Raw genomic sequence first — 22,734 nt, 5'->3', positions numbered from 1 at the left:
GGGAGGGACGCCGCCGCCACCCTGTGGGAGTGTCTTGCGGGCGAATATCAAACTTTTTGATAGTTATCGCCGATAATTCAGCCTAAGCGTCGCTCGGAACCTGCTGTTACAATGCCGGCTCTGCGAATCTTCAGACTCTTTAGATCAGGAGCACACCGGTGCCTGTCGTTTTTGTCGCCGCTTCCAAGCTGCCAACGCCTTTTGCGCAATTCACCATGCACGGCTTTCTCGATGAAGCCACCGGCCGCGAGCACGTTGTGCTGAGCCTGGGTGAATTCGCCGACGGTGCCCCGGTACTCGGCCGGCTGCACTCCGAATGCCTGACGGGCGATGCCTTGTTCAGCCAGCGTTGCGACTGCGGCTCGCAACTGGAGGCCGCCTTGCAGGCCATCGCCCGTGAAGGTCGCGGCGTTTTGCTCTACCTGCGTCAGGAAGGCCGGGGCATTGGCCTGCTGAACAAGATCCGCGCCTATGAGCTGCAGGACGGTGGTGCCGACACCGTCGAAGCCAACGAGCGTCTGGGCTTTGCCGCCGATCAGCGTGACTACGCCATGTGCCTGCCGATGCTGGAGCACCTGGGCGTGAAGTCATTGCGTCTGATGACCAACAACCCGCGCAAGGTCAAAGCCCTGACCGACATGGGTATCGTGGTCGCCGAGCGCGTGCCGCTGCACACCGGCCACAACCCGCATAACCGACTCTACCTGGCAACCAAGGCCAGCAAGCTCGATCACATGATGGGCAATGAGCATCAGGGCGAGGTAGACCGGGCGTGACTCGCGCTCAGGTTCGGCGGCGACTGTCCGTCAACTGGTGGCAGTACCTGGCGCTGGCCTTGTTGCCGCTGTTTGTGATCAACGCGGTGTTCGGCCAGGGCGACGCCATCCTGCCTGTGCTGGCGATGCCGTTGTTCATCGCCGGAGTCGCCTCGATGTTTGTCAGCCTGAGGTTCTTCGGCGCCTACAAACACGCGCTGATCGCCACCCAGAAAGCCCTCGATACACCGGATGAGCCTGCTGCCTGGATCAGTCTGGCGGCCAAGCGGCGTACGGCATTCCTTGCCGCCGGCCTGCCGGCCTGGATCGCTGCCCTGGCGGTGTTCGTCGGTCTTGAAGCGGTGCCGCTGATGCTGCTGGTGCTGTCGACCGCCGTGCTGTTCTACCTCTACCGTATTCCGCGTCAACTCGGTTGATGCGTGCGGTCTGGCTGGCGGTGTCGCTGCTGGCCGCCAGCAGCACGGCCATTGCAGTCGAACGGGTTGTCAGTCTGGCACCGTCGCTTTCGGAGATTGTCGTAGAACTGGGTTCCGCCGACCTTCTGGTCGGTGTGCTGGACGCCGGTGAGCGACCTGGCGAACTCAAGCACCTGCCCTCCGTTGGCCGCTATGGCCAGTTGGACATGGAACGCCTGCTCAGCCTGAGACCTGACCTGTTGCTGCTATGGCCTGGTAGTGTCGGCCCGGCCCAGCGTGACCAGCTCAAGCGCCTGAATATTCCCACCTTCGTCGCCGAACCCCACAGCCTGGACCAGCTCACCGCACAGATCGAGGCCATTGCCGCTCAGCTTGGACGGCCTGAACGCGGAACTTCATTGGCCAGGGATTTACGCCGGCGGCTGGATGAGTTGCGCCAGCGCTATCGACGGGACAAGCCTTTACGCGTGTTCTATCAGGTCTGGGATCGGCCGCTGTACACCGTTGGCGGCGAGCAGATCATCAGCGATGCGCTGGAAGTCTGCGGTGCCCAAAACGTGTTTGCCGACCTGCAACTGCCAGCACCGCAGGTCAGTGTGGAAGCCGTGTTGCAGCGTAATCCCGAGGTGATTCTGGCCAGCGATCAGGCGCAACTCGATGCGTGGAAAGCCTGGCCGCAGGTGGCGGCCGTGGCACAAGGACAGTTGGGATTGGTGACGGACAAAGGCCTGGAGCGACCGAGTGGGCAGATGGTTGAGGCAACTGCAAAGCTGTGCCAGTTGATCGCGCCAGACCTCTGAGACCGAGGTGCCTTCATCGCGAGCAAGCTCGCTCCCACAAAGTTTCTGTTTTGATCACAAATCTGTAATCCAACCGCAAAACCTGTGGGAGCGAGCTTGCTCGCGATGAGGCCATTCCATGCGCCGAAAACTTCAGATCAGATCTCCGGCGTCCAGGTCACCCCGAACATCCACGCCCGACCTTCCTCGCGATACCCGTACTGACTATCCTGGTAGCTGTACAACGCCCGGCTGTACCCCTTGCCCAGCAGGTTATCGACCTTCAGCTCCAGACTGATTTCACGGTTGAGCGCCCAACTGCTGCGCAGTCCCAACAAGGCATAGCCGCCGAGCGGCTGTTGATTGTTCAGGTCGTCATAGCTGCTGCTGACCGCCTGCCAACTGGCGCCGAGACCCAGGCGATCGAACTGTCGGTCCAGATCCCAGCTCAACGTGCGCCGCGCGCGACGGGCCAGGGTATGGCCAGTGTCGCGATCCCTCGGGTCGATGATCGCCACGCCAAGGTTGCTCTGCCAGCCGAACCATTCCTGCTTCAATGCCGCTTCAAAGCCGTTGATTCGCGCCGAGGCGACGTTCTCCGGGCGCAAGTTGCTGCCGAAAATGATTGCGTCTTCAAGGTCGGTGCGATACAGCGACGCTTCCAGGCGACTGCTCTCGGTCAATTGACTGCGCCATTGCAGTTCATAGCTTTTCGACGTCTCCGGTTTCAGGTCCGGGTTGCTGAAGTCCGGGTAATACAGATCGTTGAGCGTCGGTGCGCGGAAGCCTTCGCTGTAGGTCAGCAGTACTTCGTTGTCCGGGTTCAGTGGCAGAGTGAGGGTGCCGCTCCAGGTGTTCTGGCTGCCAAATTGCTGGTTGTCGTCATGACGCAGGCCCAACTCCGTGGAGAAGCTATCAGCCTGGTAGCGGTGCTGGATGTACGCTGCTTGGTTCCAGCGACTGTCCTCATCGAACGCGGTGCTGCTGTTGATGCGGTCTTCATACCAGTCACCTCCGAGCAGCAAACTGTTGCGCTCGTTGAGCGTCAGGTCGTTCTGCCAGTTCACCGAATCGCGGTAGGTGTTGAACACGCTGCGCTCATCGCTGAGCTTGTCCAGGGTCTTCTCGCGGTTTTCGCTGTGGCCGAACTCGATGCGGGTTTTCCACAAATCATTGATGCGCGCGTCTATGTAACTGCTGACACTGCTCACATCGAATTCGTTGTAGGGCTGCTGTTGGACCGACTCGAACGTATTCATGTCGAAGCGCCCGAACGGGTTGTCGAACTCGCTCTTGCCGCGGTTATCCAGCAGGTTGGCACCGACTTCGATGTCATCGGTCAGCGCATGGCTGAGGCTCAGGCTGACGGATTTGTTGCGGTATTCGTCATGGTCGCCGTCGCTGGGATACGACTCGTGGGTACGATTGATCCCGGCGGTTTCGTCGAGGCTGGCGCCGAGGTTGAAGCGGGTGTTTGCATCGCCACCGGACAAACCGAGGCTGCGCTCCCAGGTCTGGTTACTGCCAAAACCCATGTGCAGTCGAGGTTGCAGGCCCTGTTCGCCACTACGACGGGTGAAGATCTGGATCACCCCGCCAATCGCATCGCTGCCATAAATCACCGAGCGGGAGCCGCGCAGCACTTCCACGCGCTCGACCTGCTCGATGTTGATGTGTTGCAGGTTGCTGTCCCCGGAGGTTGAACTGCCGATGCGCTGGCCGTCCACCAGCACCAGGCTCTGGGCCGACTGGGTGCCGCGAATGTAAACCCCCGGCAAGCTGCCGCGCCCGCCGGTTTGCACGACTTGCACGCCCGGTACGTGACGCAGCAGGTCGGTGACGCTATTGGGTTGCAGGCGATCGATGTCTTCGCGGGTAAAGACGCTGTTGGCGGCGCTGCTGTCGTTGCGTGCCTCGACCTGGCGGTTGGCGCTGATCAGCACGTCGGGCAGCTTCAGGGCTTGATCGCGTTCGAAGGTGTCGGCCAGCAGTTGACCGGCCGGCAGCAGGGTCAGCGTCAGGGCGAAGGGGGAGAGTTTCATGGGTAGTCCGTTGGTGCTTTGAGGCGAATACAATTTTGATAGGCGCTGAAAACCACTGTGGGAGCGAGCTTGCTCGCGATAGCGGTGCATCAGTCAGCATCTGAGTTGACTGACAGGCCGCTATCGCGAGCAAGCTCGCTCCCACAGGGTTTTTGCGTTTAGATGTTCAGCAGTTGCAGGCGCTCGCGGATCGAAGCCTCGATCCCGGCTTCATCCAACCCGCACTCGGCCAGCATTTGCGCAGGCTTGGCGTGTTCGACGTAGATGTCGGGCAAGCCCAGGTGCAGCATCGACTTGAGGATGTTTTCGCGGGCGAGGAATTCGCTGACCGCGCCACCGGCGCCGCCCATGATTGCGTTTTCTTCGACGGTCACCAGCAGTTCATGGCTGCCGGCGATTTCGCGGACCAGCGCTTCATCCAGCGGTTTGACGAAGCGCATGTCGACCACGGTCGCGTCCAGCGTCTCGGCGACTTTCAGGGCCTCGGCCAGTTGCACGCCGAACACCAGCAGGGCGACTTTGCTGCCCTGGCGGCGGACTACGCCCTTGCCGATCTCGATTGGTTCGAGGTCTTTCTCGATGGTCGCGTTCGGGCCATTACCGCGTGGATAACGCACAGCCGCCGGGCCTTCATACAGGTGACCGGTGGTGAGCATTTTGCGCAGCTCGTTTTCATCGCTCGGGGTCATCACCAGCATGCCGGGGATGCAGCGCAGGTACGAAAGGTCGAAACTGCCGGCGTGGGTCGGACCGTCTTCGCCCACCAGGCCTGCGCGGTCGATGGCGAACAGTACGTCGAGGTTCTGCACGGCGACGTCGTGCACCAACTGGTCGTAGCCGCGCTGCAGGAAGGTCGAATAAATGGCTACCACGGGTTTGGCGCCCTCGCAGGCCATGCCGGCCGCGAAGGTGACGGCGTGCTGCTCGGCAATGGCCACGTCGAAGTAGCGCTGCGGGAATCGTTCGCTGAAGGCGACCAGATCCGAGCCTTCCTTCATCGCCGGGGTAATCCCGACCAGGCGCGGATCGGCAGCCGCCATGTCGCACAGCCATTCACCGAACACACCGGAATATTTCGGTCCGCTGGCCTTTTTCGGCGCAACGGCCGGGGCGTCCAGCGGTTCGAGTTTGGTGATGGCGTGGTAACCGATCGGGTCGACTTCCGCCGGGGCGAAGCCTTTGCCTTTCTTGGTGACGACGTGCAAGAACTGCGGACCTTTCAGATCGCGCATGTTGCGTAGCGTGGCGATCAGGGTCGGCAGGTCATGGCCATCGATCGGGCCGATGTAGTTCCAGCCCAGCTCTTCGAACAGCGTGCCGGGAACCAGCATGCCTTTGGCATATTCTTCGGTGCGACGGGCGATTTCCCAGGCCCCGGGCAGGCGCGACAGCACTTTCTTGCTGCCTTCGCGCATGCTCGCGTAGGTGCGGCTGGAAAGGATCTTCGCCAGATAGTTCGACAAGCCACCGACGTTACGTGAGATCGACATGTCGTTGTCGTTGAGGATCACCAGCATGTTGGCGTCCACTTCCGGCGCATGGTTCAGCGCCTCGAACGCCATGCCCGCAGTCAACGCGCCGTCGCCGATCACCGCGATGGCCTTGCGCTCGCTGTTTTGCAAGCGGGCGGCAATCGCCATGCCCAGCGCGGCACTGATCGAGGTGCTGGAGTGGCCGACGCCAAAGGTGTCGTATTCGCTCTCGGAGCGGCGCGGGAACGCGGCAACGCCGTCCTTCTGGCGCAGGGTGGCCATGCGCTCGCGACGACCGGTGAGGATCTTGTGCGGATAAGCCTGATGACCCACGTCCCACACCAGACGGTCGTCCGGGGTGTCGAAGACGTAATGCAGCGCGATGGTCAGCTCGATCACGCCCAGCCCGGCACCGAAATGCCCACCGGTCTGGCCGACCGAGTAGAGCAATTCCAGGCGCAACTCATCGGCCAGGGTTTCCAGCTCGGCTTCGCCTAACCGGCGCAGGCCGTCCGGCGTTTTCGCGCGGTCGAGCAGGGGCGTGGTTGGGCGTTTGCGGGGAATCTCATGAAACGTCGTGGGCATCAGGCGAATCGTTATAGGTATAAAAGATGCGGCAGTTTACCTGATGCATCGGTCCCTGCCCACGCGTTGGTTTTTTTTGGCGGATTCGCTGTCAGCTGCGGCGATCGACGATATACCGGGCCAGATCGCGCAACGGCTCGGCCGCCGCGTCAAACGGTCGCAGTGCGTGCAGGGCCTGGTCGCGCAGCTCCAGGGCGTAGGCCTTGGCGGCGTCGAGGCCGAGCAGGGCCGGGTAGGTCGGTTTGTCCCGGGCAATGTCGGCGCCCTGGCGTTTGCCGAGGGTTTCGGTATCGCTTTCGACGTCGAGAATGTCGTCCTGCACCTGGAATGCCAGGCCGATGGCCTGTGCATAAGTCTGCAGGGACTTGAGTTCGTCTTTCTCGGCACGGCCGCTGGCCAGGGCACCGAGCTTGACGCTGGCCTCAATCAACGCACCGGTCTTGTGCCGGTGCATGTACTCCAGGGCTTTCTGGTCGAGCTTCAGGCCGACCGAACCGAGGTCGATGGCCTGACCGCCGACCATGCCCGCCGGGCCTGCCGCCAGTGCCAGGGCGCTGACCATTTGCAGGCGGATTTCAGCATCCGGGGCGCTCAGGCGCGGATCGAGCAGGGCGCTGAAGGCCAGGCTCTGCAAACCGTCACCGGCGAGGATCGCGCAGGCTTCATCGAATTTCTTGTGGGTAGTGGGCTGGCCGCGACGCAGATCGTCATCGTCCATGGCCGGCAAGTCGTCATGCACCAGCGAATAGGCGTGGATCAACTCCACCGCGCAGGCTGCGCCGTTGGCTTGCTCGGCCTTGCCGCCCAACGCTTCGCACGCGGCGTAGGCCAACAGTGGACGCACGCGTTTGCCGCCATTCATCACGCTGTAGCGCATGGCTTCATACAGCCGCGCCAGCTCAGGGCTCGGCGCGATGAACAGAGTTTCCAGAGCCGCATTGACGCGGGCCTGGCTGGTGGCGGAGTACGCTGCAATCATTCTGGCTGATCCGCGTCGAAGGGTTCCTCGGCCAACTCGCCATCACGCTCGAGCAGCACTTGAACCTTTTGCTCGGCCTGGGCCAGCGCCGCCTGGCAATCGCGGGTCAGACCGATGCCTTGCTCGAAAGCGGCCAGCGACTCCTCCAGCGACAATTCGCCATTCTCCAGACGCTCCACCAGCGTTTGCAGGTCGGCGAGGGATTGTTCGAAATCCAGTGCAGCTTTTTTGCGGGCCATGGCGGCGATTTCCGGTTGACGTTAAACCGGCGCGACACTAGCAGATAGGGGGTTCATGGGCAAATGAAGGGGGATTCGAAAGCCTTGGTTGTGAGCGCGACAGTTACGTGTGGCGAGGGGGCTTGCCCCCGTCGGGTTGCGCAGCAACCCCCAAAATCAGCCACCGAGTTTTGTGAGGCGTATCGCATTCGTCGGATTTGCGACTGCTGCGCAGCCGAACGGCTCTGGTGTGCCTGCCAGAGTCGCGCCTGCCCAACTGATTGTGACCGCGCGACAACGCGCCATGCAGGCGGTCAACACCGAGCTGATTGAGTTGCACTGGCAGGTTGGGGCCTACATCAGTCGCAAAATTGAAGCAGCGGAGTGGGGTGATGGAGTCGTTGCCCAGTTGGCTATGCACCTTGAGCGTACACAGCCTGGACTGCGTGGGTTTACGCGACGAAGTCTATTTCGAATGCGCCAGTTCTATGAGGCGTACAGGGGTGATGAAAAAGTGTCAGCACTGCTGCGACAAATTCATCCCCAGGCCCTGGACGTGTTCAAGGATGCCTACGTGATTGAGTTTCTGGCTCTGGAGCGTGGTCATGCAGAGACAGACTTGCATGGAGGCCTGCTGCACAAGCTCAGGGATTTTCTGATTGAACTGGGCAGAGAGTTCTGCTTTGTGGGTTCGCAATATCCGTTGCAGGTAGGTGGGCGGGATTTTGCGCTGGATCTGTTGTTTTTCCACCGTGGGCTGAACTGCCTGGTGGCGATCGAACTCAAGGTCGGGCGCTTTGAGCCGGAATACCTGGGGAAGATGGATTTTTATCTTGAAGCGTTGGGCCGCAATGTCCGCAAGCCACACGAAAACCCGGCGCTCGGCGTATTGCTGTGCGCGAGCAAAGAGGACGAAATCGTCGAGTACGCCCTGAACCGCTCACTGTCTCCTGCCTTGATCGCGGAGTACCACACGCAATTGCCGGACAAGAAACTGTTGCAAGCCAGGCTGCAGGAGTTTTATGCGCTGAATACTGAAGGGGTTGAGTGATTTTTGTCGTGAATCACTTTCTTTCAGGCATTAAAAAGCCGGCTTGTGGCCGGCTTCTCGGGGACTGGCTTGGATCATTTTTGGTAAACCGCGCCAGCCTTCAAAACGTACACCCGGATCTTGCGTCCGGCTGTGGGACCTGGTGAGAAAGTCATCTGTCAGGTCAGTGCATCTGGGCCGCAGGGCGGGTCGATGCGCAAATGTGGGGCGCAGCATACGCAGGTTTGAGGGGAATTCCCAGCGGGAAGTGCAGGGCAGAGCCTTTTGGCCGCCCGGGTGGGCGGCCGATGGGCGTTCTGGAGCGCTTAAAGAAACGGCACCGTCGGCCGTCGTTTGTTCAGGGTCGACCACCAGAACACCCAGCCCAGCACCCTGATGTTCTGCTCTTCGATTTGGGCGGCCCTGAAGATTTCATCCGGGTATTCGGCGCGGTTGTGGCTGCGCAATCGCAGGGAGTTGCCCGGTAGTCGGTGCAGGTACTTGATGCGTAGCATGCCGTCATGTTCGATGGCGTAGATCTCGCCATCGACAATCTGGGTCAGGCCACGGTCAATCGCCAGAGTCGAACCGTCTTCGATTTTCTCTCCCATGCTGTTCCCGCTCATGAAGGCACAGATGGCGTCGGCGTGGTTGATTTCCAGAGAATCGAGGTGGCTGCGCGGCAGGCGGATGGATTGCTCGGGGTCTTCTATGACGTGGGTTCTGTTGGAGCCGGGAGCGGTAAAAACTTCTTTGTAGAGCGGCAGTTCGATGTCGACCGGCTCGATCACCGTGTAGACACCACGGATGGTCTGGGCATCGAAGGTGTTGCCGGATTCGTCGAGCAGGCGCAGGTGTTGGGCGTCTTTCGAGCCTTCGCCGGTTTTCAGCCAGTCGCTGCTGACGGAGAGTTTTCTGGCGACTTCTTCCATGCAATGGGCGGGCACGCCGCGGGTGTACCAGTTATGTACATTCTGCGGAGCCGTATCCAGGAATTCGGCAAATCCGGTGGTCGTGATGTTCGCTGCTTCAAGGAGCGCCTTGAAGCGTGGGCCGCTAGTGTTCTTTTTCATGAGCGCGAGTCTACTGGCGGCTATCAAGGGTTTGAATAAACGCTTCGTTCAAATTTCGCGGGAAATTTACGACGGGATGTAAGACGTTCTTGGGGAAGTCTAAACAAACAAAAACCATTGGAGGGTTTGTTTAAACGGGGTGTTTGGCGTGCTTATCAAGCGCCCACAAAAAACCCCGGATCTCCCGGGGTTTTTCTTGCCGCTTGCCGCTGAAAGCCTGCAGCCGGGCTTAGCCTTTATAGGCAGCAACCGACTTGGTGATCGCTTCGCGGGCGGCGTCTGCGCCGGCCCAGCCTTCGATCTTCACCCATTTGCCTTTTTCGAGATCTTTGTAGTTCGCGAAGAAGTGCTCGATCTGCTGGATCAGCAGGGCTGGCAGGTCGGTGTATTCCTTCACGTCGACGTACAGCTGGGACAGCTTGTCGTGTGGGACTGCGATGACCTTGGCATCGCCGCCGCCGTCATCGGTCATGTTCAGGATGCCGACTGGACGCGCGCGGATCACCGAACCTGGAGCAACCGGGTAAGGGGTTACAACCAGCACGTCGAGGGGATCACCGTCGTCAGCCAGGGTGTTCGGGATGTAACCGTAGTTGGCCGGGTAGAACATTGGGGTGGCCATGAAACGGTCAACGAACAGGCAATCGCTGTCTTTGTCGATTTCGTATTTGATCGGCGCGTGGTTGGCCGGAATCTCGATCGCGACGTAGATGTCGTTCGGCAGGTCTTTGCCAGCCGGAATCTTGCTGTAGCTCATTGGGCGTTGCCCCCGTTAGTTGACCAGAAATACTTGGCCGGATTGACCAAAAAGTGGCGGCGATTATAGGCATATTCCCGGGTCGACGCCACGCACCAGAAGTCGTATGGCGCTCACTGGTGTGCCTGATAGACAGGGTCATGCGCCTTTAGTTGCTTCAATCTCGCCAGCGGGTCCTGGCGATAGAACAACTTCAGCTGCTGGTACACCTGTGGATAAGCCTTGTGCAGCAAATCCGGGGCGCTGAAGAAGTATTCGCTGGTGACGGCGAAGAACTCGGCAGGGGTTTCGGCGGCATAGGGGTCGATGGCCGTTTCGGCATCGGGATTGCGTTCCAGTTGCCGGTCGAGGTCGTCGTAGGCCTTTTGCATGACGCTGGCCCAGTCGCTGACCCGCATGTCTGGGTGCAACGGCGGCAGACCGTTGGCGACGCCGTTGAGCATGTCCAGTTTGTGCGCCAGTTCGTGGATCACCAGGTTGTAGCCTTCCCAGCCTCCGCTGGCCATTACGCCGGGCCAGGCAAGGATGATCGGGCCTTGCTGCCACGCTTCACCGCTGTGCTCACCCATCCATTCGTGCTCGACGCCGCCGACATCGCGATGGCGCTGGGGGCTGAGGAAGTCATCGGGGTAGAGAATGATTTCGTGGAAGCCCTGATACCAGTTCAGGTCGCCGAGGTGCAGCAGCGGCAGTTGCGCCTGGGCTGCGAGCAGCAAGCGCTGCTCCTGATGCAGTTCGACGCCGGGCAGGGCAGTCAGGTGCTTGTCTTCGAGGAACAGCACGCAGGCTTCGCGCAGCCATTGGTCTTCGGCGGCACTGATGCCATCGAGAAAGCTCAGGTGATGGCGCACCCGTTGCCACATGTCATCGGCAATCAGGTGCTTGGCCAGGGTGCGCCGGCGACGCCAGGCGCTCAGGGACCACATCGTGTCAGCGCGATTCGGCTTTGGAGCTCGAGCCCGCAAGGCGGTTACGCACCATGCCAATGATCATCGGCACCAGCGAGAGCAGGATGATGCCGACTACCAGCAGCGACAGGTTCTTCTTGATGAACGGCACGTTGCCGAAGAAGTAACCGAGGGTCACCAGCCCGCCGACCCACAGGACAGTGCCGAAGACACTGAAGGCGAAGAAGCGCGGATAAGGCATTTTCCCCACCCCGGCGACGAACGGTGCAAAAGTGCGGATGATCGGCAGGAAGCGCGCCAGGGTCACGGTTTTGCCACCGTGCTTGTCGTAGAAATCGTGGGTTTGTTGCAGGTAGTCACGACGGAAGATCTTCGAGTCTGGATTGCTGAACAGTTTTTCACCGGCCGTTCGTCCGATGATGTAGTTGGTGCTGTCGCCCAGAATCGCCGCCAGCATCAGCAGGCCGCCAAGCAGTACCGGGTCCATGCCGCCACCGGCCGCCACGGCGCCAGCGATGAACAGCAGGGAGTCGCCCGGCAGGAAGGGCATGACCACCAGACCGGTTTCACAGAAGATCACCATAAACAGGATGGCGTAGATCCATGCCCCGTAGTTGGTTACAAGCATGTCGAGGTAGACGTCGAGATGCAGGACGATGTCGATCGGGTTGAAATCCATGGAAAGCACCTGTGGTGATGGCCCGACTCAGCAGGCCTGTGCGGATGACTTCGCGTAAGACTACGGATAAGGGTAGTTTTTCTTACAAGCCGGGGGAGTTCGCGATTATACGAGGCGAGAGGTGAAAATCGCGTCGAGATTGTAGCGGGGAATGTCCTGGGTTTTTACCGGGGCGCAAAATATTGTGGCGTTCCGACAAGCCCCCTCGCCACAAGGGGGTTCGTCCCGCTGGCGCGGCCTTATAGTTCGTCGCTGATCGGCAGCACATAGTTCTTGAATTCGGTGTCTTCCTTGAATCCGATGGACTCGTAGGTTTTCTGCGCGACTTCGTTGTTGCTGCTGGTGGAAACACGCATGCGCACGGCATTGGTTTCCTTGGCCATTTTTTTTGCGGTGCGGATCAGGTTGTCGGCCACCAACTGACGGCGGGCGTCCTCGGCGACATAAATATCGTTGAGGATCCACACGCGTTTGAGCGAAAGCGAGGAGAAGCTCGGGTATAGCTGACAGAAACCCATCAGTCTGTTGCTGTCGTCATCGGACAGCGCCAGGTAGATCACCGACTCTTTGCGACGCAGGCGCTTTTCGAGGAACGCCCGGGACGAGTCCGGATACGGCAGGGAACCATAGAACTCGCGATATTTGACGAACAACGGGGTCAACTGGTCCAAGTGTTCGAGGGTCGCTTGAATAATCCGCATGGTAGGTCTCGTCTTCAAGTGGCTGTCTTACGTCTCTGACGGCGATGGGAAACCCTTGGCGGCCGTGTCACGATCCTGCCTGAAACTGGTACGAATGTGCAATGCGCACGCGGATCAGGCATTCGGCGGGCCGAGCAGGAAATTACCTTTCATGTCGGCTTGCTCGTCCGACGCCAGTGTCTGAACCTGCGCTTCATCCTTCAGATTGACCCCTGACAACTGCCGTCGGCAGGCTTCGCGCATCAAGTAAAGCAAGCGGTGTGCCGCCATGCCGTAACTCAGGCCTTCAAGCCGCACGTTGGAGATGCAGTTACGGTAGGCATCGGTAAGACCGACCTTGGGATTGTAGGTGAAATATAAACCCAGGCTGTCCGGGGAGCTGAGGCCAGGGCGTTCGCCAATGAGGATCACGGTCATTTTCGCTCCGAGCAACTCACCGATTTCGTCAGCGACCGCCACACGCCCCTGTTCCACCAAAATCACCGGCGCAACCGTCCAACCTTCCGCAGCAATCTGTTCTTCGAGGCGTGCCAGAAAGGGCAGGGTATGGCGATGAACGGCCAGTGCCGACAGGCCGTCGGCGATCACTATCACCAAATCGACTCCGCCAGGGTGCGCCGAAGCGTATTCACACAAGGTCTTTGCCGATGCGTCACTCAGTTTTCGTCCCAGGTCCGGGCGTTGCAGGTAACTGTTGCGGTCGATCGCTGCGCTGTGCAGCACAAGGCTTTCGTGTCCGCGTTCGGCCAGTTGTGAGCTGAGTGCCGCATGATCGAATGGCAAGTGCACCGCATCCCGCGCCTGGGCGTGGGCGTATTGGAAGTCCAGTTGCGCGCGAGTGGGAATGCTGGTGCCGGTGCGGCCCAGGGCAATTCGCGCCGGTGTCAGGCGTCGCAGTTCCAGCCATGGGTTGTGGGGATCGAAGGGTAGTTTATCCATGTCAGTGCTCATCCCAGTTGCGCCAAGGCCTGGCGAAAGGCCGGCGGCAGGCTGTTGCCAAACAGAACCCGGCCGTCCGTCTGGGTGAAGATGCCCATTTTCGCCAGCCACTGCTCGAACTCCGGCGCAGGTTTCAGTCCCAGGGTCTGCCTGGCGTAGAGCGCATCGTGGAAGGAGGTGGTCTGGTAGTTGAGCATGATGTCGTCGGAGCCGGGGATGCCCATGATGAAGTTGATCCCGGCGACGCCCAGCAGGGTCAGCAGGGTGTCCATGTCATCCTGGTCGGCTTCGGCGTGGTTGGTGTAGCAGATGTCGCAGCCCATGGGCACGCCCAAAAGCTTGCCGCAGAAGTGGTCTTCCAGGCCGGCGCGGATGATCTGTTTGCCGTTGTACAGGTATTCCGGGCCGATGAAACCGACGACGGTGTTGACCAGGAACGGGTTGAAATGCCGCGCGACGGCGTAGGCCCGGGTTTCGCAGGTTTGTTGATCGACGCCATGGTGGGCGTTGGCCGACAGGGCGCTGCCCTGGCCGGTTTCGAAGTACATCAGGTTCTGGCCCAGCGTACCGCGATTCAGACTCAAGCCGGCGTCATGGCCTTCTCTCAATATACTCAGGTTAATGCCGAAACTGGCGTTGGCCGCTTCGGTGCCGGCGATCGACTGGAACACCAGGTCCAGCGGGACGCCGCGATTGACCGCTTCGATCGACGTGGTGACGTGGGTCAGCACGCACGCCTGGGTCGGAATTTCATAGCGTTGGATGATCGCGTCGAGCATTTCCAGCATGGCGCAGATCGAGGCGATGCTGTCGGTGGCAGGGTTGATGCCGATCATTGCGTCGCCATTGCCGTGCAGCAGACCGTCCAGAATGCTTGCGGCGATCCCGGCCGGTTCGTCAGTGGGGTGGTTCGGTTGCAGGCGTGTGGACAGTCGACCGCGCAGGCCCAGGGTGCCGCGAAACTGTGTGACCACGCGGATTTTTTGCGCCACCAGCACCAGATCCTGCACACGCATGATCTTTGATACGGCGGCGGCCATTTCCGGGGTCAGGCCGGGGGCCAGGGCGCGCAGGACCTGCTCGTCGGCGGCATCGCTGAGCAGCCAGTCGCGAAAGCCGCCGACGGTCAGGTGACTGACGACAGCGAAGGCTTGTTTGTCGTGGGTGTCGATGATCAGACGGGTGACTTCATCGGATTCGTAGGGGATCAACGCTTCCTGCAGGAAGTGGCTTAGCGGCGTGTCGGCCAAAGCCATCTGTGCCGCGACACGCTCGCCGTCATTAAGGGCTGCGACGCCGGCCAGAAAATCTCCGGAGCGTGCCGGGCTGGCCTTGGCCATGACTTCTTTGAGGCTGTCGAAGCGATAGGTCTGGGCGCCGACGGAATGGGCATATACGGCCATGGGGCGGGGCCTCCTGGTCAATTCAAAAATTCGATCTGCTTTTCTGTGGGAGCGAGCTTGCTCGCGATAGCCGTTTTACATCCGCCACATGTGCTGAATGACACACCGCCATCGCGAGCAAGCTCGCTCCCACAGGGGGAACTGCATGCACTTCAATAATGCAGGCGCCGGATGAATAGCCCGGTGCCGGTGCATTTAGATACCTTCGAGCATAGCGTCTGCCGGTGCCTCGGAGCGTTGCTTGGCGGTCAACTGGAAGTACAGGTAACCGGCAGCCATGAAACCGAGGAAAACCAGGCCGATCAAGGTATTGAACCAGGCCATCGCTATCAGGCACACCACCGCCAGAAACAGCGCGATCCCCGGCACGATCGGATAGCCCGGGGCGCGGAAGGTGCGTTCCAGGTTCGGCTCGGTTTTACGCAGCTTGAACAGGCTCAGCATACTGATGATGTACATCACGATGGCGCCGAATACTGACATGGTGATCATCGCTGCCGTCAGGGTCATGCCTTGCAGGTTGACCAGGCCATCGCTGTAGATCGCCGCGATGCCGATCACGCCGCCGGCCAGAATGGCCCGGTGCGGCGTCTGGAAGCGCGAGAGTTTGGCCAGCCCTTTAGGCAGGTAACCGGCGCGAGCCAGGGCGAAGAACTGCCGTGAATAGCCAAGAATGATCCCGTGAAAGCTCGCCACCAGGCCGAACAGACCGATCCATACCAGCATGTGCATCCAGGTCGAATTGTTGCCGACCACGGCTTTCATCGCCTGAGGCAACGGATCGTTGATGTTCGACAGTTGACGCCAGTCGCCGACACCACCGGCCATCACCATCACGCCAATGGCCAGGAACACCAGGGTCAAAATGCCGCTGACGTAGGCTTTGGGGATGGTGCGTTTCGGGTCCTTGGCTTCTTCGGCGGCCATGGCTGCACCTTCGATCGCGAGAAAGAACCAGATCGCGAAGGGAATGGCGGCGAAAATGCCGGGAATCGAGCCCATCGTGAATTCATTCGCGCCCGACCAGCCATTGAGCACAAAGTTGCTGAAGCTGAAGCCCGGGGCGACCACGCCCATGAACACCAGCAGTTCAGCGACCGCCAGCACAGTGACGACCAACTCGAAGGTGGCTGCGATGCTGACGCCGAGGATGTTCAGGCCCATGAACACGAAATAGGCGCCAACGGCGGCGATCTTCGGGTCCAGTTCCGGGTATTGCACGTTGAGGTAGGCGCCGATGGCCATGGCGATGGCCGGTGGTGCAAAGACGAATTCGATCAGGGTGGCGATGCCGGCAATCAACCCGCCTCTTTCGCCAAAGGCCCGACGGCTATAGGCAAATGGCCCGCCAGCGTGGGGAATCGCAGTCGTCAGTTCGGTGAAGCTGAAGATGAAGCAGGTGTACATCGTCGCCACCATCAGTGCGGTGACGAGAAAACCCAGTGTGCCTGCGGTGCCCCAGCCGTAACTCCAGCCGAAGTACTCGCCGGAAATCACCAGGCCGACGGCAATGCCCCATAGATGCAGGGTGCCGAGTGTGGGTTTGAGCTGTGTGGAAGAAGTAGTCATAAGTCCTCTCTAGTTTTTATTGTTCGATCTTTTGGACTTTCGGGTGCGACGGTTTGGGGGCAAATCCTGAATGATGGGTAGGCAAGGCCCGTGCCAGAGCGGCCAGGCCTTGGGTGTTGAGTCATTTAGGACGCCATCGCGAGCAAGTTCGCGATGGCTGCTTGAAGGGCGACACAGAAATATCTGTGTCGCCCCCCGGTTTTTAGAAGAAGCCCAGCGGATTGATGTCGTAGCTCACCAGCAGGTTTTTGGTCTGTTGGTAGTGGTCGAGCATCATCTTGTGGGTTTCACGGCCGACACCGGACTTCTTGTAGCCACCGAACGCGGCGTGCGCCGGGTACAGGTGATAGCAGTTGGTCCATACACGACCGGCCTTGATGGCACGGCCCATGCGGTAGGCGCGGTTGATGTCGCGGGTCCAGAGGCCGGCACCCAGGCCGAACTCGGTGTCGTTGGCGATGGCCAGGGCTTCGGCTTCGTCCTTGAAGGTGGTGATGCTCACCACCGGGCCGAAGATTTCTTCCTGGAACACACGCATTTTGTTGGTGCCCTTGAGCAGGGTCGGCTGGATGTAATACCCGCTCGCCAGGTTGCCCTCGAGTTTTTCCACCTTACCGCCGGTCAGCAGCTCGGCGCCTTCGCCCTTGGCGATTTCCAGGTACGAAAGGATTTTATCGAATTGCTGCTCGGACGCCTGGGCGCCGACCATGGTGTCGGTGTCCAGCGGGTCGCCACGTTTGATTTGCAGGACCTTGTTCATGACCACTTTCATGAACTCGTCGTAGATCGACTCTTGCACCAGGGCGCGGGAAGGGCAGGTGCAGACTTCGCCCTGGTTGAAGAACGCCAGCACCAGGCCTTCGGCGGCCTTCTCGATGAAGGACGGTTCGGCCTGCATGATGTCTTCGAAGAAGATGTTCGGCGATTTGCCGCCCAGTTCCACGGTGGACGGAATGATGTTTTCCGCCGCGCATTTCATGATGTGCGAGCCAACCGGGGTCGAGCCGGTGAAGGCAATCTTGGCGATGCGCTTGCTGGTGGCCAAGGCTTCGCCGGCTTCCTTGCCGAAGCCTTGCACCACGTTGAGTACGCCGGGCGGCAGCAGGTCGCCGATCAACTCCATCAGCACGGTGATGCCCAGCGGGGTTTGCTCGGCCGGTTTAAGGACCACGCAGTTGCCGGCGGCGAGGGCCGGGGCGAGTTTCCAGGCGGCCATCAGGATCGGGAAGTTCCAGGGGATGATCTGCCCGACCACGCCCAGCGGTTCATGGATGTGATAGGCCACGGTGTTGCCGTCGATTTCGGCAGCGCTGCCTTCCTGGGCGCGCAGGCAGCCGGCGAAGTAGCGGAAGTGGTCAGCGGCCAGCGGGATGTCGGCGTTGAGGGTTTCGCGCACGGCTTTGCCGTTGTCCCAGGATTCGGTGATCGCCAGGGTTTCCAGATGCTGCTCGATGCGGTCGGCGATTTTCAGCAGCACCAGCGAACGGGCTTGCGCAGAGGTGGCGCCCCATGCGTCGGCAGCGGCGTGGGCAGCGTCCAGGGCCTTGTCGATGTCTTCGGCCGTGGAACGGGGGAATTCGGCAATCGGTTGGCCATTCACTGGCGAGGTATTGGTGAAGTACTGACCTTTGACAGGCGCGACGAACTCGCCGCCGATGTAGTTACCGTATTTGGCTTTGAACGAAACGATAGCGCCTTCAGTACCGGGGTGAGCGTAACGCATAGTGGTTTCTCCTTGCTTTTGTGCTTATAGGGAGTCGCGCATGTGCGCTTGCTTTAAGCGTAGAGCAAGGGGCGGGCCAGTGCGCTGCAGCTCAGGAAAATCAAGGCCTTGCGCGTTTTTTGTCGGACGGATGGAGCATGCCTGTGACGCTTGCGGTACAGCCGGCGAGACACTTTGTACCGCTACTGGCACAACCTGTGACCACCCGGTCTTGCAGGCATTGCAATGCGGGCCGGGCTGGAGGATGCTCGGCATCACCTCATGCACGGGACGCCGAGCCCCGGGGAGAATAACAAGAAATGCACGACAACCATCTGAGTCGCCATGCCCAGCAAGTATTGACCGTGACCCAGGGCAAGGCCCATCTGCACGGCCCTGGCAGTGACCCGTCCATCGCCCGTTCCTGGCTGCGTTGCCTTGAGGACTATCACCTCGATCCGGCCCTGAGCATCGCGCCGACGGTGCTGGAACATGGTCGCGTCCTCGAAAGCCGCGAACGCTTGCAGCAAGTGCTGCACATTGCCGGCAATGAAATGACCAGCCTGCACCAGCAGCTCTCCGGTGCCGGCCATGCGGTATTGCTGACCGACGCCCGCGGCGTGATCCTCAATTGCGTCACTGCGCCCGCCGAACGGCAGATTTTCGAGCGTGCCGGACTCTGGCTCGGCGCCGACTGGAGCGAGGCCTGCGAAGGCACCAACGGCATCGGCACCTGCCTGGTGGAGCGTCAGTCGCTGACCATCCATCAGGACGAACACTTTCGCGGCCGCCACACCGGCCTGACCTGTTCGGCGAGCCCGGTCTTCGATCCTCATGGCGAACTGCTGGCGGTGCTCGACGTGTCGTCGGCGCGGCGTGATGCCTCACGGCAAAGTCAGTTCCACACCATGGCGCTGGTCAATCTGTCGGCGAAGATGATCGAGAGCTGCTACTTCCTGCGCTGCTTCGACAACCAATGGTTGCTGCGTTTTCACTTGCAGGCCGAGTCCGTCGGTTTGTTCAGTGAAGGCTTGCTGGCGTTCGACGGAGAAGGGCGCATTTGCGCGGTGAACCAGAGTGCGCTGAACCTGTTGGGACATATTCGCGGCGGCTTGCTGGGTAAACCGGTGGAAGCGTTTTTCGATTGCTCGCTCGATGAGTTGCTCGGTCGCGCGAACACCAATGCCGCCGCCAGTTGGCCGTTGCGCACCCGTGATGGTCGCAGGTTGTTTGCAGTATTGCGCGGTGAGGCGCGGCGGCCGCTGCCGACTCCGATGGTGCCGGCTGCCAAGGTTGTTCAGGCGCCGCGCCTGTCAGGCATTTGCCTGGATGATGCGACGTTGCAGGCGGACTTTCGCAAGGCCTTGCGCGTCTATGAGCGCGATGTGCCGCTGCTGATCAACGGCGAAACCGGGTCCGGCAAGGAGGCTTTTGCCAAAGCGGTGCACCACGCCAGCCAGCGGGCGGACAAAGCCTTTGTCGCCCTCAACTGCGCGGCCATTCCCGAAAGCCTGATCGAAAGTGAGCTGTTCGGCTATCGCGGCGGCAGTTTCACCGGTGCGCGCAAGGAAGGCATGCGCGGCAAGCTGCAACAGGCTGATGGCGGGACGTTATTCCTCGATGAAATCGGTGACATGCCACTGGCCTTGCAAACGCGCTTGCTGAGGGTGCTGGAAGACCGGCAAGTGGTGCCGATCGGTGGCGAGCCGGAAGCGGTGAATGTGCGGATCATCAGTGCCACTCACCGCAACTTGCTGGATCGTGTGCAGGACGGCAGCTTCCGTGAGGATTTGTATTACCGCCTCAACGGGCTGGAAGTCGCATTGCCGGCTTTGCGTGATCGCAGTGATAAATCGCAGTTGCTCGATTTTTTACTGGCCGAAGAGGCGGGCGCAGAAACTGTGTTGATTGACGGACCGGCGCGCAAGGCCTTATTGGGATTCGCCTGGCCGGGCAACGTGCGGCAGTTGCGCAATGTGCTGCGTACGTTGGCGGCACTGTGTGAGGACGGGCGGATCGGTCTGGAAGATTTGCCGGCGATGATTCGCCAGGCACGGCCGGTGGTGTCGACGATTGAAGAGGCGTCGGAGCATCCGCTGGAGGATGCCGAGCGGCTGGCGTTGCTCGCGGCGCTGGAGCAGACGCGCTGGCATATGACGCATACGGCGGAGCAGTTGGGGGTCAGTCGAAATACCCTTTATCGGAAGCTGCGTAAACATGGCATCGCTCGGTAGACCGCGTTGCGTCCTTCGCGAGCAGGCTCGCTCCCACAGGGGCTGCACAGTCCTTGTGGGAGCGAGCCTGCTCGCGAAGGCGTCTTCAGATCTGAAACACAAGGTGCGATTTTTCCTACCCTAAGCTAATCTGCGACCAAGTTTTACGAGGTCGACTATGCACATTCATATTCTTGGTATCTGCGGCACATTCATGGGGTCAATGGCGGTTCTGGCCAAAGAGCTGGGCCATCACGTGACCGGCTCCGATGCCAACGTCTATCCGCCGATGAGCACTCAACTGCAAGCCCAGGGCATCGAGCTGACCCAAGGCTACGACCCGGCGCAACTCGATCCGGCCCCCGATCTGGTGGTGATCGGCAACGCCATGTCCCGGGGCAATCCGGCGGTGGAGTACGTGCTGAACAAAGGCCTGCCTTACGTCTCCGGCCCACAATGGCTGGCCGATCACGTGCTGCAAGGTCGTTGGGTACTGGCCGTTGCGGGTACGCACGGCAAGACCACCACCAGCAGCATGCTGGCCTGGGTACTGGAACACGCGGGCATGGCCCCGGGCTTCCTGATCGGCGGTGTGCCGCAAAACTTCTCGGTGTCGGCGCGCCTGGGCGATACGCCATTCTTCGTCATCGAAGCCGACGAGTACGACAGTGCGTTCTTCGACAAGCGCTCGAAGTTCGTGCATTACCGTCCGCGCACGGCAATCCTGAACAACCTCGAATTCGATCACGCGGACATCTTCCCGGATCTGCCGGCCATCGAGCGACAGTTCCATCATTTGGTGCGGACCATCCCGAGCGAAGGCCTGGTGATTCATCCGACCACTGAGCCAGCCTTGCTGCGCGTTATCGAGATGGGTTGCTGGACGCCGGTGCAAACCACCGGTGCCGGCGGTCAGTGGCAGGTCAAGCTGCTCAGTGAAGACGGCTCGAAGTTCGAAGTGATGTTCGATGGCGTCGCCCAGGGCGTGGTCGAGTGGGACATGACTGGTCAGCACAACGTCGCCAACGCCTTGGCGACCCTGGCTGCCGCACGCCACGTCGGCGTGGTGCCGTCCATGGGCATCGCCGCGTTGAGCGCCTTCAAAAGCGTGAAGCGCCGGATGGAGAAAGTCGCGCAAGTCCGTGGCATCACCATCTATGACGACTTCGCTCACCACCCGACCGCCATTGCCACCACGCTCGACGGCCTGCGCAAGCGCATCGGCGATGCACCGCTGATTGCGATCATCGAGCCGCGTTCCAACTCCATGAAGCTTGGCGCGCACCGTGACGGATTGCCGGAAAGCGTGGTCGATGCCGATCAGGTGATCTGGTATGCACCAGCCAACCTCGGCTGGGACCTGGCGGGTACTGCGGCGCTGTGCACTGTGCCGTCGATTGTCAGCGATTCGCTGGAAGGCATCATCGAGCGCGTGAAGAGCCAGGCGCAACCGGGCACCCACGTGGTGATCATGAGCAATGGCGGCTTTGGTGGCCTGCACGGCAAGCTGGCCGAGGCGCTCAAGTGAACAACGGCCCGGACCGTATCACGCTGGCGATGACCGGCGCTTCCGGCGCCCAGTACGGTTTGCGCCTGCTCGACTGCCTGGTGCGGGAAGATCGTGAAGTGCACTTCCTGATTTCCAAGGCCGCGCAGTTGGTGATGAGCACCGAAACTGACGTCACGCTGCCGAACAAACCGCAGATGATGCAGGCGTTCCTCACTGAATACACGGGCGCTGCCGCCGGGCAGATTCGGGTGTACGGCAAGGAAGACTGGATGTCGCCAGTGGCTTCGGGCTCTGGCGCACCAGCGGCGATGGTGGTGGTGCCGTGTTCGACGGGTACTTTGTCGGCCATCGCCACGGGTGCCTGCAACAACCTGATCGAACGTGCCGCCGATGTGACGCTCAAAGAGCGTCGCCAACTGATTCTCGTGCCTCGTGAGGCGCCGTATTCGAGCATTCACCTTGAGCACATGCTCAAGTTGTCGAACATGGGCGTGACAATCCTGCCGGCATCACCGGGCTTTTATCATCAGCCGCAAACCATCGACGACCTGATCGATTTCGTCGTGGCACGGATTCTCAACCTGCTGAATATTCCTCAGGACATGTTGCCGCGCTGGGGCGAGTATCATCTGACCAGCGATGAATAAGCTGCTGGTGATGGTATTGGCGCTGCAGTTGGTCGGGTGCGCCACGGCGCGCACGCTCGATGCGGCGAAGCCGGGGGCACCGGTGGTGTACTCGGGGACTCGTCTGGATTTGTACGCAATGAACGGTGGGTGCTGCGCCAAGGACCGTTTCGGCGCCGAAGCGCCGAGCTATCCCGGGGTCGACCTGCCGGCCAGTGCGTTGCTCGACACGCTGCTGTTACCGCTGTCGTTGCTCACGGTTTTGGGCGTGAACTTTCAGGCAACGGGTGGGTTGTAAGAGAGCGTTGTGGCGAGGGGGCTTGCCCCCGTTGGGGCGCGAAGCGGCCCCGCTCTTTA

The 22,734-nt window shown here is 60.6% G+C and carries 21 protein-coding genes; 8 read left to right on the top strand and 13 right to left on the bottom strand.

Features of this window, described 5'->3' with window-relative positions:
• Positions 1–158: 158 nt before the first annotated feature.
• From ribA to ACM6IK_RS21925, 3 genes are read left to right on the top strand one after another with little or no spacing between them, the layout of a single operon-like run.
• Positions 159–776: a GTP cyclohydrolase II gene (gene ribA / locus ACM6IK_RS21935; RefSeq protein ID WP_150726901.1), complete on the top strand. Its 618-nt coding sequence runs from the start codon at positions 159–161 to the stop codon at positions 774–776.
• On the top strand, positions 773–1,192 hold the full coding sequence (locus ACM6IK_RS21930; protein WP_414875974.1) for an MFS transporter: 420 nt from the start codon (positions 773–775) through the stop codon (positions 1,190–1,192). The genes ribA and ACM6IK_RS21930 overlap by 4 nt, the downstream gene beginning before the upstream one ends.
• On the top strand, positions 1,192–1,992 hold the full coding sequence (locus tag ACM6IK_RS21925; protein ID WP_414875973.1) for a cobalamin-binding protein: 801 nt from the start codon (positions 1,192–1,194) through the stop codon (positions 1,990–1,992). The genes ACM6IK_RS21930 and ACM6IK_RS21925 overlap by 1 nt, the downstream gene beginning before the upstream one ends.
• A gap of 137 nt (positions 1,993–2,129) precedes the next feature.
• Here the strand turns inward: ACM6IK_RS21925 and ACM6IK_RS21920 are convergent, their stop codons facing one another.
• From ACM6IK_RS21920 to ACM6IK_RS21905, 4 genes are all read right to left on the bottom strand, one after another.
• Positions 2,130–4,013 carry a TonB-dependent receptor domain-containing protein gene (locus ACM6IK_RS21920; RefSeq protein ID WP_414875972.1) on the bottom strand — a complete coding sequence of 628 codons (1,884 nt, stop codon included), beginning with the start codon at positions 4,011–4,013 and terminating at the stop codon, positions 2,130–2,132.
• Between the two features lie 158 nt (positions 4,014–4,171).
• Complete coding sequence (dxs, locus tag ACM6IK_RS21915) at positions 4,172–6,070, bottom strand: 1-deoxy-D-xylulose-5-phosphate synthase (RefSeq protein WP_414875971.1); 1,899 nt, start codon at positions 6,068–6,070, stop codon at positions 4,172–4,174.
• 91 nt (positions 6,071–6,161) lie between these two features.
• On the bottom strand, positions 6,162–7,049 hold the full coding sequence (gene ispA / locus ACM6IK_RS21910; protein WP_414875970.1) for a (2E,6E)-farnesyl diphosphate synthase: 888 nt from the start codon (positions 7,047–7,049) through the stop codon (positions 6,162–6,164).
• A complete protein-coding gene (locus tag ACM6IK_RS21905) occupies positions 7,046–7,288 on the bottom strand; it encodes an exodeoxyribonuclease VII small subunit (protein ID WP_108216307.1) in 243 nt (80 codons plus the stop codon). Before ACM6IK_RS21905 ends, ispA begins: the two co-directional genes overlap by 4 nt.
• Before the next feature lie 229 nt (positions 7,289–7,517).
• Between ACM6IK_RS21905 and ACM6IK_RS21900 the strand changes: the two genes are divergently transcribed.
• The gene (locus ACM6IK_RS21900; RefSeq protein WP_414876080.1) at positions 7,518–8,318 is read left to right on the top strand and encodes a PDDEXK nuclease domain-containing protein; all 801 of its coding nucleotides are present in this window, start codon (positions 7,518–7,520) and stop codon (positions 8,316–8,318) included.
• Between the two features lie 305 nt (positions 8,319–8,623).
• Here the strand turns inward: ACM6IK_RS21900 and ACM6IK_RS21895 are convergent, their stop codons facing one another.
• The 9 genes from ACM6IK_RS21895 to ACM6IK_RS21855 form a co-directional block, all read right to left on the bottom strand.
• Entirely contained in the window at positions 8,624–9,370 is a 747-nt protein-coding gene (locus ACM6IK_RS21895; protein ID WP_414875969.1) for a LexA family transcriptional regulator, read from the bottom strand.
• Positions 9,371–9,599: 229 nt separating this feature from the next.
• The gene (gene ppa / locus ACM6IK_RS21890; RefSeq protein WP_007990564.1) at positions 9,600–10,127 is read right to left on the bottom strand and encodes an inorganic diphosphatase; all 528 of its coding nucleotides are present in this window, start codon (positions 10,125–10,127) and stop codon (positions 9,600–9,602) included.
• 113 nt (positions 10,128–10,240) lie between these two features.
• Positions 10,241–11,053 carry a zinc-dependent peptidase gene (locus ACM6IK_RS21885; protein WP_414875968.1) on the bottom strand — a complete coding sequence of 271 codons (813 nt, stop codon included), beginning with the start codon at positions 11,051–11,053 and terminating at the stop codon, positions 10,241–10,243.
• Positions 11,054–11,057: 4 nt separating this feature from the next.
• Positions 11,058–11,714, bottom strand: coding sequence for a DedA family protein (locus ACM6IK_RS21880; RefSeq protein WP_108216318.1), 657 nt, complete (start codon positions 11,712–11,714; stop codon positions 11,058–11,060).
• A 239-nt stretch (positions 11,715–11,953) separates the two neighbouring features.
• Positions 11,954–12,415: a GNAT family N-acetyltransferase gene (locus ACM6IK_RS21875; protein ID WP_414875967.1), complete on the bottom strand. Its 462-nt coding sequence runs from the start codon at positions 12,413–12,415 to the stop codon at positions 11,954–11,956.
• A gap of 114 nt (positions 12,416–12,529) precedes the next feature.
• On the bottom strand, positions 12,530–13,354 hold the full coding sequence (gene eutC, locus ACM6IK_RS21870; RefSeq protein WP_414875966.1) for an ethanolamine ammonia-lyase subunit EutC: 825 nt from the start codon (positions 13,352–13,354) through the stop codon (positions 12,530–12,532).
• Positions 13,355–13,362: 8 nt separating this feature from the next.
• Positions 13,363–14,757: an ethanolamine ammonia-lyase subunit EutB gene (locus ACM6IK_RS21865; protein WP_414875965.1), complete on the bottom strand. Its 1,395-nt coding sequence runs from the start codon at positions 14,755–14,757 to the stop codon at positions 13,363–13,365.
• Between the two features lie 195 nt (positions 14,758–14,952).
• The gene (gene eat, locus ACM6IK_RS21860) at positions 14,953–16,326 is read right to left on the bottom strand and encodes an ethanolamine permease (RefSeq protein ID WP_414875964.1); all 1,374 of its coding nucleotides are present in this window, start codon (positions 16,324–16,326) and stop codon (positions 14,953–14,955) included.
• A gap of 202 nt (positions 16,327–16,528) precedes the next feature.
• Complete coding sequence (locus ACM6IK_RS21855) at positions 16,529–18,049, bottom strand: aldehyde dehydrogenase family protein (RefSeq protein ID WP_414875963.1); 1,521 nt, start codon at positions 18,047–18,049, stop codon at positions 16,529–16,531.
• Between the two features lie 299 nt (positions 18,050–18,348).
• On the opposite strand from ACM6IK_RS21855, the gene ACM6IK_RS21850 reads away from it, so the two are divergent.
• From ACM6IK_RS21850 to ACM6IK_RS21835, 4 genes are all read left to right on the top strand, one after another.
• On the top strand, positions 18,349–20,262 hold the full coding sequence (locus ACM6IK_RS21850) for a sigma-54-dependent Fis family transcriptional regulator (protein WP_414875962.1): 1,914 nt from the start codon (positions 18,349–18,351) through the stop codon (positions 20,260–20,262).
• 157 nt (positions 20,263–20,419) lie between these two features.
• Complete coding sequence (gene mpl, locus ACM6IK_RS21845; RefSeq protein ID WP_414875961.1) at positions 20,420–21,769, top strand: UDP-N-acetylmuramate:L-alanyl-gamma-D-glutamyl-meso-diaminopimelate ligase; 1,350 nt, start codon at positions 20,420–20,422, stop codon at positions 21,767–21,769.
• Positions 21,766–22,398 (top strand): flavin prenyltransferase UbiX, encoded by a 633-nt coding sequence (gene ubiX, locus ACM6IK_RS21840; RefSeq protein WP_414875960.1) that lies wholly within the window; start codon positions 21,766–21,768, stop codon positions 22,396–22,398. Before mpl ends, ubiX begins: the two co-directional genes overlap by 4 nt.
• Complete coding sequence (locus ACM6IK_RS21835; protein ID WP_223460869.1) at positions 22,391–22,675, top strand: YceK/YidQ family lipoprotein; 285 nt, start codon at positions 22,391–22,393, stop codon at positions 22,673–22,675. Before ubiX ends, ACM6IK_RS21835 begins: the two co-directional genes overlap by 8 nt.
• Positions 22,676–22,734: the final 59 nt, after the last annotated feature.

The organism is Pseudomonas sp. IT-196MI5, from assembly GCF_949767415.1.
Classification (GTDB): Bacteria; Pseudomonadota; Gammaproteobacteria; order Pseudomonadales; family Pseudomonadaceae; genus Aquipseudomonas.
Note: the sequence above shows the minus strand (reverse complement) of the source record. Positions and strands in the feature narration are given on the sequence as shown.

Bases quoted from the DNA above. Each gene is read 5' to 3' on its own strand.
- ACM6IK_RS21850 (WP_414875962.1), top strand. From the start codon at position 18,349: ATGCACGACAACCATCTGAGTCGCCATGCCCAGCAAGTATTGACCGTG.
- ACM6IK_RS21925 (WP_414875973.1), top strand. From the start codon at position 1,192: ATGCGTGCGGTCTGGCTGGCGGTGTCGCTGCTGGCCGCCAGCAGCACG.
- ACM6IK_RS21875 (WP_414875967.1), bottom strand. From the start codon at position 12,415: ATGCGGATTATTCAAGCGACCCTCGAACACTTGGACCAGTTGACCCCG.
- ACM6IK_RS21855 (WP_414875963.1), bottom strand. From the start codon at position 18,049: ATGCGTTACGCTCACCCCGGTACTGAAGGCGCTATCGTTTCGTTCAAA.
- ispA (WP_414875970.1), bottom strand. From the start codon at position 7,049: ATGATTGCAGCGTACTCCGCCACCAGCCAGGCCCGCGTCAATGCGGCT.
- ACM6IK_RS21865 (WP_414875965.1), bottom strand. From the start codon at position 14,757: ATGGCCGTATATGCCCATTCCGTCGGCGCCCAGACCTATCGCTTCGAC.
- ACM6IK_RS21885 (WP_414875968.1), bottom strand. From the start codon at position 11,053: ATGTGGTCCCTGAGCGCCTGGCGTCGCCGGCGCACCCTGGCCAAGCAC.
- ACM6IK_RS21880 (WP_108216318.1), bottom strand. From the start codon at position 11,714: ATGGATTTCAACCCGATCGACATCGTCCTGCATCTCGACGTCTACCTC.
- ACM6IK_RS21895 (WP_414875969.1), bottom strand. From the start codon at position 9,370: ATGAAAAAGAACACTAGCGGCCCACGCTTCAAGGCGCTCCTTGAAGCA.
- dxs (WP_414875971.1), bottom strand. From the start codon at position 6,070: ATGCCCACGACGTTTCATGAGATTCCCCGCAAACGCCCAACCACGCCC.
- eutC (WP_414875966.1), bottom strand. From the start codon at position 13,354: ATGGATAAACTACCCTTCGATCCCCACAACCCATGGCTGGAACTGCGA.
- ppa (WP_007990564.1), bottom strand. From the start codon at position 10,127: ATGAGCTACAGCAAGATTCCGGCTGGCAAAGACCTGCCGAACGACATC.
- eat (WP_414875964.1), bottom strand. From the start codon at position 16,326: ATGACTACTTCTTCCACACAGCTCAAACCCACACTCGGCACCCTGCAT.
- mpl (WP_414875961.1), top strand. From the start codon at position 20,420: ATGCACATTCATATTCTTGGTATCTGCGGCACATTCATGGGGTCAATG.
- ACM6IK_RS21835 (WP_223460869.1), top strand. From the start codon at position 22,391: ATGAATAAGCTGCTGGTGATGGTATTGGCGCTGCAGTTGGTCGGGTGC.
- ACM6IK_RS21920 (WP_414875972.1), bottom strand. From the start codon at position 4,013: ATGAAACTCTCCCCCTTCGCCCTGACGCTGACCCTGCTGCCGGCCGGT.
- ACM6IK_RS21905 (WP_108216307.1), bottom strand. From the start codon at position 7,288: ATGGCCCGCAAAAAAGCTGCACTGGATTTCGAACAATCCCTCGCCGAC.